Below are 12,560 nucleotides of genomic sequence, written 5' to 3' on the forward strand. Positions count from 1 at the left end.
GAAGCGGGGGTGGGGGAGGAAGCGGGGGTGGGGGCGGGGCGCCGGTCCGTGGCCTGTGCTCTCCCGCGGGCGGCCACGACCCCCGGCTAGTGCACTTCGCCGGGGGTCGCAGGCTGGCCGGCGTTGCAAGAGATCGTCACGTCAAGTGCCTCCCCCGGCCCTTGCGCGGCCACCAAGCCGCGGGCCTTTCGGTTCCGGGGAACCCACCAGACCTGACTACCTGTTGCTCCGCCAGTGTGGCGGAGCTGGGCGCCGCTCTCAAGGCGTTGGCGCAAAGGGGCCGGTCAGGGGCCCTGTCGCACGTCGGGTGGACCCTCCTTGCACGACTGGCACTCACCTGGCTAGAGTGCTAAATGCACGGCCCGAACAGCCCCGGCACCCGCGACGGCGGGGGTGGTAGAGCCGTAACCACATCCTGCCAACGCTTTCGACGACCGTGGAGGTCAACCCGGTGAGCGTGAACATCAAGCCGCTCGAGGACAAGATCGTTGTCCAGACGAGCGAGGCCGAGGAGACGACCGCTTCCGGCCTCGTCATCCCCGACACCGCCAAGGAGAAGCCCCAGGAGGGCAAGGTTCTGGCCGTGGGCCCGGGCCGGATCGACGACAAGGGCAACCGTGTCCCGCTCGACGTGAACGTCGGCGATGTCGTCATCTACTCGAAGTACGGTGGCACCGAGGTCAAGTACAACGGCGAGGACTACCTGATCCTGTCCGCCCGCGACGTGCTGGCCGTCATCAACTGACGTCCGCTCGCAGCGCATGACGCCCCGGGCCCCGCACGACCGGGGAGCGGGGCGTTCTTGCGTTCAACGAAAGGTAAGCGGAACACGCTATGCCCAAGCAGATCAGTTTCGACGAGGACGCTCGTCGCGCGCTGGAGCGCGGGGTGAACAAGCTCGCCGACGCGGTCAAGGTCACCCTCGGCCCGCGCGGTCGCCACGTCGTGCTCGACAAGAAGTTCGGCGGCCCGACCATCACCCTCGACGGTGTCACCGTCGCCCGTGAGGTCGAGCTCGACGACCCGTTCGAGAACCTCGGCGCGCAGCTCGCCAAGAGCGTCGCCACCAAGACCAACGACGTCGCCGGTGACGGCACCACCACCGCGACCGTGCTCGCGCAGTCGCTGGTGAAGGTCGGCCTGCGCAACGTCGCCGCCGGCGCCAACCCGACCTCGGTCGGCCGTGGCATCGAGGCCGCCGCGGAGAAGGTCATCGAGGTCCTCAAGGCCAAGGCCACCCCGGTCAAGGGCCGCGAGAACATCGCCCAGGTCGGCACCGTGACCTCCCGTGACGCCAACATCGGCGCCCTGCTCGGCGAAGCCGTCGAGAAGGTCGGCGAGGACGGCGTCATCACCATCGAGGAGTCGTCGACCCTGGCGACCGAGCTGGTGATCACCGAGGGTGTCCAGTTCGACAAGGGCTTCCTCTCGGCGCACTTCGCGACCAACCCGGAGGAGCAGAAGGCGATCCTCGAGGACGCCTACGTCCTGCTGCACCGCGAGAAGATCTCGGCGCTGGCCGACCTGCTGCCGGTGCTGGAGAAGGTCGTCGAGGCCAAGAAGCCGCTGCTGATCATCGCCGAGGACGTCGACGGTGAGGCGCTGTCCACCCTCGTGGTGAACTCGCTGCGCAAGACGATCACCGCCGTCGCGGTCAAGGCGCCGTTCTTCGGCGACCGCCGCAAGGCGTTCCTGGACGACCTCGCGGTCGTCACCGGCGGCGAGGTCATCTCCGCGGAGATCGGCCGCAAGCTGTCCGACGTCGACCTCGGCGCGCTCGGCAAGGCCCGCCGGATCGTCGTCACCAAGGACGACACCACGATCGTCGACGGCGCCGGCACCAAGGACGCCATCGCCGGGCGGGTCGCGCAGATCCGCAAGGAGATCGAGACCACCGACTCCGACTGGGACCGCGAGAAGCTGCAGGAGCGGCTCGCGAAGCTCGGCGGCGGCGTCGCGGTCATCAAGGTCGGCGCGGCCACCGAGACCGAGCTGAACGAGCGCAAGCACCGCATCGAGGACGCCGTGGCTTCGACCAAGGCGGCCGTCGAGGAGGGCATCCTGCCCGGCGGCGGTTCGGCGCTGGTCCACGCGGTCAAGGAGCTCGAGGGCGACCTCGGCCTCACCGGCGACGAGGCGACCGGTGTCCGCATCGTGCGCGACGCGCTGTCCGCCCCGCTGTTCTGGATCGCGACCAACGCGGGCCACGAGGGCGCGGTCATCGTCAACAAGGTGCAGGAGCAGGGCTGGGGCCAGGGCTTCAACGCCGCCACCGGCGAGCTGACCGACCTGCTGGCCGCCGGCATCGTCGACCCGGTCAAGGTGACCCGGTCCGCGGTGGCGAACGCCGCCTCGATCGCGCGTCTCGTGCTGACGACGGAGTCGTCGGTCGTCGAGAAGCCGGCCGAGGAAGAGCCCGCCGCGGCGGGCCACGGGCACTCGCACTGACGCAGTCCGCGAAACGGGGCGGTACTCCCTCGGGAGTGCCGCCCCGTTTTCGTCTGCCCGTCCATCTGCCACCCCGGCGGGCGAGCGTCCAGGTGCGGAAGGACACAAGCGCCCCAATGTGGCCTTGGTTGCGTTCAACGCACCGAAGGCCACATTGGGTGCGTTGGACGCACCGAAGGCCACATTGGGGCGGTTGGGGAGGGGAAGCTGCGGCGGAGCGGGCCGGCCCGCGCGCGTGCCGCCGAAACCGCCCCTGAACGGCACGGAGGGCGGCACCCCACCCGGTGCCGCCCTCCGATGTCTGTGGCCCGCTCAGCCGCCGGACATGCTGAGCGCGCGTTTGTCCGCTTTGATGATGTGCTCCCGCTCGGACTCCGAGAGCCCGCCCCAGATGCCGTACGGCTCGTGCACCGCCAGCGCGTGGCTGCGGCACATCTCCAAGACCGGGCAGCTCAGGCAGACGGCCTTCGCCCTGGCCTCCCGCCGTGCCCGCGCCGGGCCGCGCTCGCCGTCCGGGTGAAAGAAGGACGCGCTGTCCATCCCCCGGCACGACCCTTCGAGCTGCCAGTCCCACATGTCGGCGTTGGGTCCTGGGAGCCTGCGCGTGTCTGCCATCCTGACCGCCTCCGTCATTCGGTCGATGCCGCTAGCTGCTCTGCTGTGGTGCCGATACTCCATTCGGTGCAACGGCGGTAACGTTAGAAGCGCGCCAATAGTTGTTCAAGCGATTCGGTTCGATTCAGCCGTTAGGCATCCCCCGGATGTGTGAGCAGGGGTTTCGCCTCCGGTTGCCGACTGCGCTGGGTGCCTGGATATTGAGCCTCGTGGGAGCTGGGTCGGGCACCGAAGAACCCACCCTGCCGGTGGCCTCGGTCGCCCGCCGGCTCGGGGTCGCGCCGTCCACCCTCCGAACCTGGGACCGCCGCTACGGACTGGGCCCCAGCCGGCACACCGACGGCCGCCACCGCCGCTACGGCACCTCCGACATCGGCCGCCTCGAACTGATGCAGCGGGCCCTCCTCAGCGGCGCCTCGACGGCCGAGGCGGCGCGCTACGCCCTCGAACAGATGCCCCGCTCCGGGCCGCCGCAGTCCGAGGAGCCCGGCGAGCCGCCCGAGGCCGAAGCGGCCGACGACGGCCACGAGGTCCGGTCCCGGCTGGCCCGCCGCCTGAGCACGGCGGCGCTGGCCATGGACGTCGGCGCGGTCCAGCGGATGCTCGCGGACACCATCGCCGAGCTGGGCGTGCTCCCCGCGTGGACCGGCGTGATCGAGCCCGTGCTGTCGGCGCTCGGGGCACGCTGGCGCGGCGCGAGCGCGGGCGCCGAGGTCGAATACCTGCTGGCCGAGTGCGTGTTCGCGGCGCTGGTCCGGGCGACCCCGGTGCTCGACGAGCCCCGCAACACCCGCCCCGTCCTCCTCGGCTGCGTCCCCGACGAACGCGACTCGATGCCGATGTACGCCCTCGCCGCGTCACTGGCCGGCCGCCGGATCGGCGCGCAGCTGTTCGGCGTGCCGCTGCCGGCCGAGGTGCTGGCCGTCGCGGTGCGCCGCAGCGCGCCGGCCGCGGTGGTGCTGTGGGCCCACGGCCGCGGGGTGGCGGACACGCGGCTGTTCGCGCGGGTCTCGCGAGGACGTCAGCGCAGCCGGCTGTTCGCCTGCGGTCCGGGCTGGGACCCGGCGGCCCTGCCGGACAAGGTGGAGCTGCTGACCGACCTGCCGGGCGCGGCGGACCGCATCGAGCACGTCCTGGTGGGCGGGCGACGGTAGATCGATCATGTTTTTTGTCGGTCCCACCCACTAGAAAGGACGGGTGCACGAACCCGCCCTGAGAGCCGCCGCGTTCGGCGGCGGCCCGCTGCCCGATCCCGCCGTCACGCGCGGTGCCGGCAGCCCGCGGGAACGGCTGCTCGCCGCCGTCGTCCTCGGCGCACAGGGCCGGTACGCGGCCGCCGCGACCCTCCTCGACGCACTCCGGCGCGGGCGCGACCCGCTCCTGGCCTCCCTGGCCGCGAGCACCCTGGCGTCGCACCGGCGGCAGCTGGGCGGCCACCGCCGGGCCCGCCCGCTCGACGGCGAGGCCTTCGCCACCGCCGCCCGCCTCGAAACCGAGCCCGACCCCGACGGCCTCGACGCCGCCGGCGCGCGCGCCGACGCCCTGCTCGGCCTGGCCGCCGACAACCTCGCCCTGGGCAGGCTCACCGCCGCCCGCCGGCTCGCCGAGCGGGCCCGGGCCGAGCACGCCGGGTGGCGGGCCGAGGTCCGCGCGGGCTGGGTCGGCGCCGAAATCGAGCTCGCCGCAGGTCAGGGTGCCGACGCCGTGCCGCACGCCGAGCGCGCTTTCGAAACCGCGCTCGCGCGGGGTGCGCGGCGGCACGGCGTGAAATCCGGGATTGTGCTGGCCGTGGCCCTGCGGGCGGCCGGAGCGCCCGATCACCGGAAGATTTCGGACGACCTTGTCGGAAATGCAATGGCGACGGCGGATGAATGCGAACTCCTTTCACTTTCGTGGCCCGCGGCCCACGTCGCGGCCGACCTGCGCCCAGGACACGCCGAGGAGTATCGATTCAGAGTGGCGCAGGTGTTGCACGCAGTGTTACGAAGCGCAGATCCTTGCGGGAGGAGGGTTGCGGGGGAATCACCATGGGTCCCCGTCCCGGGTGGTTGAGCCGTCGGAATGGGGTGTTCCGGCATCCGGGCTAAGAAAGTTCAAAAAAAGCCACCGGATCGTGTCAAGGTTCGGGCTAAAGCGTCCGATAGGGGAAGTGGAATGTCACCCGGCTGCAGGAAGGAAACCCCGTGACGACGGTCTTGATCTGCGACGACCGACGCAGTGTCCGTGAAGGGCTCACCCGAGTGATGTCCGCGGTCCCTGGGGTCAGTCGCATCGACTGCGTAGCGCACGGTGACGAGCTGCTGGCCCGGTACTCCCGTCAGCCCGTCGACGTCGTGCTGGTCGGGACGCAGCGCGCGGTCCCGACGGGTGTCGAAGCCACCCGGCGGCTCGTCTCGGCCAACCCCCAGGCGAACGTCATCGTCTTCGGCGCCCCGGACGACGCGGGCAGCATCGCCGCCGCGATCGCCGGCGGTGCCCGCGGCTACCTCCGCTGGGACGCGTCCCGGCCGGAGCTGGTCGCCGCGCTGGCCCACACCCTCGCGAGCACGTCGGTGCCCGCGCCCCGGCAGCCGTCCGACCCGGGCGTCCAGCTGACCGAGCGCGAGCTCCAGGTGCTCCGCGGGATGAGCCAGGGCAAGAGCAACGGCCAGATCGGCCGCGAGCTCTACCTGTCCGAGGACACGGTCAAGACCCACGCCCGGCGGCTGTTCCGCAAGCTCGGCGTGCGCGACCGCGCGCAGGCCGTGGCCCACGGCTTCCGCCGCGGCCTGGTCAGCTGACCTGCCGCTCTCCCCGTTCCTGACACGGCCGGTTCCCAGGTGACGACGGGCCAGGGCGTTGCGCCCTGGCCCGCACCTGTGTGGTCCCCATCACGCTCCGGCGCTCGATGTGGCGATTCCCACCTCGCCACCCCGCCCCTCCGGCGGATCTCGTACCCGCAGCCGGGTTCGCTCGTTGAATCGGCGACCTCGACCGCTGTCTGCGGGATCACCCGCAACGTCCGGGGCTCCGCCACGGAACCCCCGGAAAACCGTATTTTCGCGGCTCCCGCCGCCGCGGCACGCCCGGGTGCACCGCGCGCGCCGGGCCGGAGTGAGCCGACGGTACGGTAGCGGTCACCGGTGCGCGGTGGAGGCGACCACGGGCCGGGTTCTTTGCACACCTACACGTAACACTGGGACTGTTGTCTGCGATGGCCAATGTGGGGGATGGACTGGATGAGCCGGTCGCCGCTGCTGTCGAGGGAGATCCCCAGGCAGTGGAGCGGCTGCTGGCTGCTATCCGTCCACTGGTAGTGCGGTATTGCCGCGCCCGGGTTGGCAGGCAGGAGCGATCGTTCGCTTCGGCGGACGACGTTGCGCAGGAGGTGTGTCTCGCGGTGCTAACGGCATTGCCCTCGTACCGCGATCAAGGCCGCCCATTTCTGGCCTTCGTCTACGGGATCGCCCAGCACAAGGTGGCCGACGCGCACCGCGCGGCGGCCCGCAACCGTGCCGAACCCGTGGCCGAGATCCCCGACGAGGTCGAGGGCGGGGTCGGCCCCGAGCAGCGGGCGCTGCAAGGTGAGCTGAACGAGCGGATGTCCCAGTTGTTGCAGGTGCTGCCGGACAAGCAGCGGGAGATCGTGGTGCTGCGCGTGGTCGTCGGCCTGTCGGCGGAGGAGACCGCGGACGCGGTCGGTTCCACCCCCGGCGCCGTCCGCGTCGCCCAGCACCGCGCCCTCGCGCGGCTGAGAAAGGTCCTGGCCGCGGAGGAGGTGATCTGAGTGACCGGTCACGAGAAGAGATTCGAGCCGGACGACGTCTTCGGCAGTGGCCTGACGGCTTCGGAGGCGGAGTTCGCCGCCGACCTGTCGGCGGTGCAGGCCGACGACGCGCTGCTCGACGCGCTCGGCGGGTCCGACCCGGCGCTGGCCGACGGTCTCGGCGACCAGGAGCTCAACGCGTTGCTGGTGGCGTGGCGAAGAGACATCGACAGCGAGCCGCTGGCCGAGCTCGTCGACGTCGACACCGCCGTGCGCACCGTCAGCACCGCCGCTCTCGCGAAGCGGCACGCTTCGAGCGGACGCCGCCGCAGGCTGCTCGTCCCGGTCGCCGTCGCCGCCGCCGTGCTGGCGATCGCGTTCACCGGCACCGGGCTGGCCGCGCGCTCCGCGCAGCCCGGCGACACCCTGTGGGGTCTCGCCAAGGTCCTCTACGCCGACCACACCCGTTCCGTCGAGGCGGCCGCGACCGCGAAGCTCGACCTCGAGAAGGCCAACCTCGCCATCGCCGGCGGCAACCTCGACGCCGCCCGCCAGGCCCTCCAGGACGCCCAGGCCGCCCTGTCGCAGGTCTCCGACGAGGAGAACCGCGACCAGCTGATGGAGCAGCACCGGCAGCTCGCCGCCCAGCTGCAGAACCCGGAAGCGCCGATCCAGGGCCCGATCCAGACCGCGCTCCCGTCGGCTTCGCCCGGCGCGCCGACGAGCCCGGCGCCGCCGGCCGGCTCGGCGTCGTCCCTGCCCGGCAGCGGCAGCGGCACCACCAGCCTGCCCGGCAGCAACACGCCGACCCCGACACCGCCGCCGCCGACCACCGAGACCCCGACCCCGACGCCCACCCCGCCGCCGACCACCACCGGCGCGACGGGGAACGAACCGGGCACGCCGCGCAGCGAGTCCGCCGGCGGTCAGTCGCAGGGCGTCGGCGAGACGCCGTAGCACGCATACGCAAAAGCCCTGGTGAGGAAACTCACCAGGGCTTTTCGCCGTCCGGGGGAGCGCTCAGTAGGCGCTTTCGTTGGCCGTCACGCCGTCGGCGAAGCCGCGGCAGTAGTCCCAGCTCACGTAGTCGCCGGGGTTCGGGTCGTAGGCCGGCTCGTGCGGGCGCATCCGGCCGTCGGCCAGCAGCTGCTCGAGGCTGGCCCGCAGCAGGTGCCAGTCGTGGTAGTGCGGTTCGTCGCACTCGCCGCAGTCGACGACGATCCCGCGGACGCCGCGGGGTTCGAGCAGAGCCTGGTAGACGGCCAGATCCGAGAGGTCGGCCAGGAGTTCGGTGCGTTCGGAGTCGCTGATCGGCTCGTCCAGCCGGTCCTCGGGGTCTCCGAAAGCGCGGGCCGGGTCGTCCGGGTCGTCCGCGAACGGGTCTGGAGGCAGGACATCATGCGCCACGGCCTGCACGGTACCGGGCGGTCCCGCCGGCCCGCCCACCGCCCGGGGCGGGCGGCGGGCGCCGGATATCATGAGGGGAAGGCTCCGAGTCGCCACAGCGACACGCTCATCCCGCGCCAGGAAGGCCCTTCACCCGCTATGACCAGCGACGGCATCACCGCCCCCGTTCCGGCCAAGTTCGCCATGCTCGGCCTGACCTTCGACGACGTGCTGCTGCTGCCGGCCGAATCGGACGTCGTTCCCAGCGCCGTCGACACGAGCTCCCGGCTGACCCGGAACATCACCCTGGGCGTCCCGCTGGTGTCCGCGGCGATGGACACCGTCACCGAGGCGCGGATGGCCATCGCCATGGCCCGCCAGGGCGGCATCGGCGTCCTCCAGCGCAACCTGCCGATCGACGAGCAGGCCGCCGCGGTCGAGGTCGTCAAGCGGTCCGAGGCCGGCATGGTCACCGACCCGGTCACCTGCTCGCCGGACGCGACGCTGGCCGAGGTCGACGCCCTGTGCGCGAAGTTCCGCATCTCCGGCGTGCCGGTGACCGACGCGGCCGGCGCGCTGGTGGGCATCATCACCAACCGCGACATGCGGTTCGAGGTCGACCACAGCCGCCCGGTGTCCGAGGTCATGACGAAGGCGCCGCTGGTCACCGCCCAGGTCGGCGTGTCGGCGGACGCCGCGCTCGGCCTCCTGCGCCGGCACAAGATCGAGAAGCTGCCGATCGTCGACGGCGCGGGCAAGCTCCGCGGCCTGATCACGGTCAAGGACTTCGTGAAGACCGAGCAGTACCCGAAGGCGACGAAGGACCCGGACGGCCGGCTCATCGTCGGTGCCGCGGTCGGCGTCGGCGTCGACGGGCACAAGCGCGCGATGACGCTCGCCGAAGCCGGCGTCGACGTGCTGATGGTCGACACCGCGCACGGGCACTCCCGCGCGGTCGTCGACACGGTCGCGCTGCTGAAGAAGGAGCTGGGCGAGTCGGTCGACATCGTCGGCGGCAACGTCGCGACGCGGGCCGGCGCGCAGGCGCTGGTCGACGCGGGCGCGGACGGCATCAAGGTCGGCGTCGGCCCGGGCTCCATCTGCACCACGCGGATCGTGGCCGGCGTCGGCGTGCCGCAGATCTCGGCGATCTACGAGGCCGACCAGGCGGCGCGCCCGGCGGGCATCCCGGTGATCGGCGACGGCGGCATCCAGTACTCGGGCGACATCGCGAAGGCCATCGCGGCCGGCGCGTCCACGGTGATGCTGGGCAGCCTGCTGGCCGGCACCGCCGAGTCTCCCGGCGACCTGATCCTGGTCAACGGCAAGCAGTTCAAGGTCTACCGCGGCATGGGCTCGCTGGGCGCGATGCAGTCCCGCGGCCAGGGCAAGTCGTACTCGAAGGACCGCTACGCCCAGGACGACGTGCTCAACGAGGACAAGCTGGTCCCCGAGGGCATCGAGGGCCGGATCCCGTTCCGCGGCCCGCTCGCCAACGTCGTGCACCAGCTGGTCGGCGGCCTGCGTGCCGGGATGGGCTACGCGGGCGCCGAGACGATCCCGCAGCTGCAGGAGGCGCAGCTGGTCCGGATCACCGCGGCCGGGCTCAAGGAGAGCCACCCGCACGACATCACCATGACGGTCGAGGCGCCGAACTACACCACCCGCTGAGTCTGCCCCTTGGGACATTCCGCCGCCCCTCCTTGATCGACAGACTGGGTTCCCAGCGATCGAGGAGGGAAGCGGAATGGCGGTTTCGCGACGGACGGCGGTGGCCGTGGCTGCGGCAGCGGTGCTCGGGCTCGGCGGCGGTGTGGTGGCTTCGTCCGCTTCGGCGGCTCCGGGCACGGTGACCACGGCGGCCCAGCCGTCGCCCGGCGAGATCTGGAAGCGCACCGAGTTGTTCTTCGGCACCGGCAAGCCGGACGGCACCGAGGTGACCGACCAGGAGTTCGCGGAGTTCTCCGAGCGGGAGATCACCCCGGCGTTCCCGGACGGCTTCACCCGGCTCGACGGCAGCGGCCAGTGGCGCGGTGGCTCCGGCGCGATCGTGCGGGAGCACACGCACGTCATCGTGCTGCTGTACCCGTTCGCCGACCGCGACGCCGAGCGGGAGATCGAAGAGCTCCGCGCCGACTACAAGAAGCAGTTCCAGCAGGAGTCGGTCCTGCGTGCGGATTCGGTGGAGAAGGTCTCCTTCTGAGTTCCCGTGACCTAGCGTGCTTACGGTGATCGGCCTATCGCCTGGCGTGGCCCTCGTGGTGTGCACTAGTACGCATGACGGTCCTGCGCAGGGTGTTCTTCACCGCCGTCGCCCTGGTGTCCCTGTTCCTCGGCGGCGTGGTGTGCCTGATGTGCCAGGTGCTGGCCGGCCGGGACGCGCCGGTGTACCGCGTCGAGGGCCAGGTGGTGTCCCACGAGCGCGGCGCGCTCCCGGTCGCCGGCGACGAGGACACGGAGAGCCACACGATCGAGGTGGCGGCAGCGGGCGGCCGCCACTACCGCGTGACGGCCGTCGGCCCCGGCCTGGACCTGCCGCCCGGCCAGCCGGTGACGCTCGACGTCTCGACGGCCGACGACGGCATCGCGTACCTGCGCGCGGGCGGCAGCGTGGTCGACCTGCGCCCGGGCGTGATCCGCCCGGTCCTGCTGATCGTCGCCAGCCTGCTGGCCCTGGGCGCGGTGTACTTCGGCGCGGTCCGGCTCAACGTGTACCCGCCGGTGGCGACGTGGCTGGCCCTCGCGCTGGGGGCGCTGCTGGCACCGATCGCGGTCTTCGTACGGGTGTGACCGGCCCCGAGCGCCCCAAGGCCACATTGGGTGCGTTGAACGCACCGAAGGCCACATTGGGTGCGTTGAACGCACCGAAGGCCACATTGGGGCGCTCGCCCGACCCCGTGCGCAGGTCACCCACGCGGCCTAGCGACAATGGGGCACGGCAGATTGTCGTCGGCGGAGGAGGCTTCACGTGCGGGACCTGGTCGAGATCGGGATGGGCCGCACCGCGCGGCGGGCGTATGACCTCGACGACGTCGAGATCGTGCCGTCGCGGCGGACTCGCTCGTCCTCGGTGGTGTCCACCGCCTGGCAGATCGACGCCTACCGGTTCGACCTGCCGCTCGTCACGCACCCGACCGACGCGATCGTCTCGCCCGGCACCGCGGTCGCCGTCGGCGAGCTCGGCGGGCTGGGCGTGCTCAACGCCGAAGGGCTCTGGGCGCGGCACGCCAACGTCGAGGACGCCATCTTCCAGCTGGTCCGCGCGGCCGAGGACCTCGAAGACCCGACCGCCGTGGGCCGCGTCCTCCAGGAGCTGCACGCCGCGCCGATCCGGCTCGACCTGCTGACCGAGGCCATCAAGACCGTCCGCGAATCCGGCGTCACGGTGGCCGCGCGCGTCAGCCCGCAGCACGCCGCCGAGCTGACCCCGGACCTGATCGCGGCCGGTGTCGAGATCCTCGTCGTCCAGGGCACGATCATCTCCGCCGAGCACGTGCAGCGCGACGCCGAGCCGCTGAACCTCAAGGAGTTCATCGGCCGCCTCGACGTCCCCGTCATCGCCGGCGGTGTCAGCGACTACCGGACCGCGATGCACCTCATGCGCACCGGCGCCGCCGGCGTCATCGTCGGCCACGGCTACACGCCGGGCGTGACGAGCACCGACCGCGTGCTCGGCATCGGCGTCCCGATGGCCACCGCGATCATCGACGCCGCGGCCGCCCGCCGCGACTACCTCGACGAGACCGGCGGCCGGTACGTGCACGTGCTCGCGGACGGCGGCATGACGGTGTCGGGTGACATCGCCAAGGCCATCGCGTGCGGCGCGGACGCCGTCATGCTCGGCTCACCGCTGGCCGCCGCGTCGGACGCGCCCGGCCAGGGCCTGTACTGGACGGCAGCGGCCGCCCACCCGTCACTGCCGCGCTCGCGCGTGGCCGCCGGCCCCGACTACGCCGTCGACCTCAAGACCCTGCTGTTCGGGCCGTCGTCCGACGCGGAAGGCGCGGTCAACCTCTTCGGGGCGCTTCGCCGCGCGATGGCGAAGACGGGTTACTCGGACCTCAAGGAGTTCCAGCGGGTGGGCCTCACCGTCCGGCGGTGAGGTGGTCGAGGAACGCGGCGAAAGCGGCCGCGGAGTAGACGAGGACGGGCCGGGGCGCCGCTTGCTTGGTGTCCCGGACCCCGACGACACCGGGGCCGGTGCCGACCTCCACGCAGGCGTTCTCTTCGAAGTGGCTGTGGCTCGACTTGCGCCAACCGGTGAGCGTTCGTGGGCTCATCGTGGTCTCCCGCGTTTGTGCCCCGATCGGCGGTGATTCGCCGACGTGGGCATCAAGCACCGTGGAGACTACCCACGATGTCGCCC

The 12,560-nt window shown here is 71.8% G+C and carries 14 protein-coding genes; 11 read left to right on the plus strand and 3 right to left on the minus strand.

The features are described 5' to 3' along the window. Positions 1-451: 451 nt before the first annotated feature. Both groES and groL read left to right on the plus strand, forming a co-directional pair. On the plus strand, positions 452-745 hold the full coding sequence (gene groES / locus I4Q55_RS12990; protein ID WP_004559922.1) for a co-chaperone GroES: 294 nt from the start codon (positions 452-454) through the stop codon (positions 743-745). 89 nt (positions 746-834) lie between these two features. Then, positions 835-2,448, plus strand: a complete 1,614-nt coding sequence (gene groL / locus I4Q55_RS12995; RefSeq protein WP_206787760.1) for a chaperonin GroEL — start codon at positions 835-837, stop codon at positions 2,446-2,448. Between the two features lie 312 nt (positions 2,449-2,760). Here groL and I4Q55_RS13000 read toward each other — a convergent pair whose 3' ends face one another. Beyond that, positions 2,761-3,081 carry a WhiB family transcriptional regulator gene (locus I4Q55_RS13000; protein WP_277991888.1) on the minus strand — a complete coding sequence of 107 codons (321 nt, stop codon included), beginning with the start codon at positions 3,079-3,081 and terminating at the stop codon, positions 2,761-2,763. Positions 3,082-3,311: 230 nt separating this feature from the next. Here I4Q55_RS13000 and I4Q55_RS13005 point away from each other — a divergent pair, with 230 nt between their 5' ends. The 5 genes from I4Q55_RS13005 (at position 3,312) to I4Q55_RS13025 (ending at position 7,765) form a co-directional block, all read left to right on the plus strand. Next, positions 3,312-4,217 carry a MerR family transcriptional regulator gene (locus I4Q55_RS13005; RefSeq protein ID WP_206788098.1) on the plus strand — a complete coding sequence of 302 codons (906 nt, stop codon included), beginning with the start codon at positions 3,312-3,314 and terminating at the stop codon, positions 4,215-4,217. Positions 4,218-4,260: 43 nt separating this feature from the next. Next, on the plus strand, positions 4,261-5,115 hold the full coding sequence (locus tag I4Q55_RS49135) for a hypothetical protein (protein WP_307793197.1): 855 nt from the start codon (positions 4,261-4,263) through the stop codon (positions 5,113-5,115). A 131-nt stretch (positions 5,116-5,246) separates the two neighbouring features. After that, positions 5,247-5,843 (plus strand): response regulator transcription factor, encoded by a 597-nt coding sequence (locus tag I4Q55_RS13015; RefSeq protein ID WP_003073605.1) that lies wholly within the window; start codon positions 5,247-5,249, stop codon positions 5,841-5,843. A 413-nt stretch (positions 5,844-6,256) separates the two neighbouring features. Further along, the gene (locus I4Q55_RS13020; protein ID WP_026468912.1) at positions 6,257-6,829 is read left to right on the plus strand and encodes a sigma-70 family RNA polymerase sigma factor; all 573 of its coding nucleotides are present in this window, start codon (positions 6,257-6,259) and stop codon (positions 6,827-6,829) included. After that, positions 6,830-7,765: an anti-sigma-D factor RsdA gene (locus I4Q55_RS13025; RefSeq protein WP_206787762.1), complete on the plus strand. Its 936-nt coding sequence runs from the start codon at positions 6,830-6,832 to the stop codon at positions 7,763-7,765. Positions 7,766-7,828: 63 nt separating this feature from the next. On the opposite strand, the gene I4Q55_RS13030 is transcribed toward I4Q55_RS13025, so the two are convergent. Then, on the minus strand, positions 7,829-8,224 hold the full coding sequence (locus I4Q55_RS13030; RefSeq protein WP_003073549.1) for a DUF5319 domain-containing protein: 396 nt from the start codon (positions 8,222-8,224) through the stop codon (positions 7,829-7,831). Between the two features lie 129 nt (positions 8,225-8,353). Here I4Q55_RS13030 and guaB point away from each other — a divergent pair, with 129 nt between their 5' ends. The 4 genes from guaB to I4Q55_RS13050 all read left to right on the plus strand — a co-directional run bounded on the left by guaB (position 8,354) and on the right by I4Q55_RS13050 (position 12,296). Continuing rightward, complete coding sequence (guaB, locus tag I4Q55_RS13035; protein ID WP_206787772.1) at positions 8,354-9,865, plus strand: IMP dehydrogenase; 1,512 nt, start codon at positions 8,354-8,356, stop codon at positions 9,863-9,865. Positions 9,866-9,941: 76 nt separating this feature from the next. Then, positions 9,942-10,397, plus strand: a complete 456-nt coding sequence (locus tag I4Q55_RS13040; protein WP_206787774.1) for a DUF3574 domain-containing protein — start codon at positions 9,942-9,944, stop codon at positions 10,395-10,397. 74 nt (positions 10,398-10,471) lie between these two features. Then, a complete protein-coding gene (locus I4Q55_RS13045; RefSeq protein WP_206787776.1) occupies positions 10,472-10,984 on the plus strand; it encodes a hypothetical protein in 513 nt (170 codons plus the stop codon). A gap of 178 nt (positions 10,985-11,162) precedes the next feature. Beyond that, positions 11,163-12,296, plus strand: a complete 1,134-nt coding sequence (locus I4Q55_RS13050; protein WP_206787788.1) for a GuaB3 family IMP dehydrogenase-related protein — start codon at positions 11,163-11,165, stop codon at positions 12,294-12,296. Here the strand turns inward: I4Q55_RS13050 and I4Q55_RS13055 are convergent. Next, positions 12,280-12,474, minus strand: a complete 195-nt coding sequence (locus I4Q55_RS13055; protein ID WP_206787790.1) for a DUF397 domain-containing protein — start codon at positions 12,472-12,474, stop codon at positions 12,280-12,282. The genes I4Q55_RS13050 and I4Q55_RS13055 overlap by 17 nt on opposite strands. Between the last annotated feature and the right edge of the window lie 86 nt (positions 12,475-12,560).

It is taken from the genome of Amycolatopsis sp. MtRt-6, assembly GCF_017308975.1.
Classification (GTDB): domain Bacteria; phylum Actinomycetota; class Actinomycetes; order Mycobacteriales; family Pseudonocardiaceae; genus Amycolatopsis.

Bases quoted from the DNA above. Each gene is read 5' to 3' on its own strand.
- I4Q55_RS13020 (WP_026468912.1), top strand. From the start codon at position 6,257: ATGGCCAATGTGGGGGATGGACTGGATGAGCCGGTCGCCGCTGCTGTC.
- I4Q55_RS13000 (WP_277991888.1), bottom strand. From the start codon at position 3,081: ATGACGGAGGCGGTCAGGATGGCAGACACGCGCAGGCTCCCAGGACCC.
- I4Q55_RS13045 (WP_206787776.1), top strand. From the start codon at position 10,472: ATGACGGTCCTGCGCAGGGTGTTCTTCACCGCCGTCGCCCTGGTGTCC.
- groL (WP_206787760.1), top strand. From the start codon at position 835: ATGCCCAAGCAGATCAGTTTCGACGAGGACGCTCGTCGCGCGCTGGAG.
- I4Q55_RS13040 (WP_206787774.1), top strand. From the start codon at position 9,942: ATGGCGGTTTCGCGACGGACGGCGGTGGCCGTGGCTGCGGCAGCGGTG.
- I4Q55_RS13055 (WP_206787790.1), bottom strand. From the start codon at position 12,474: ATGAGCCCACGAACGCTCACCGGTTGGCGCAAGTCGAGCCACAGCCAC.
- guaB (WP_206787772.1), top strand. From the start codon at position 8,354: ATGACCAGCGACGGCATCACCGCCCCCGTTCCGGCCAAGTTCGCCATG.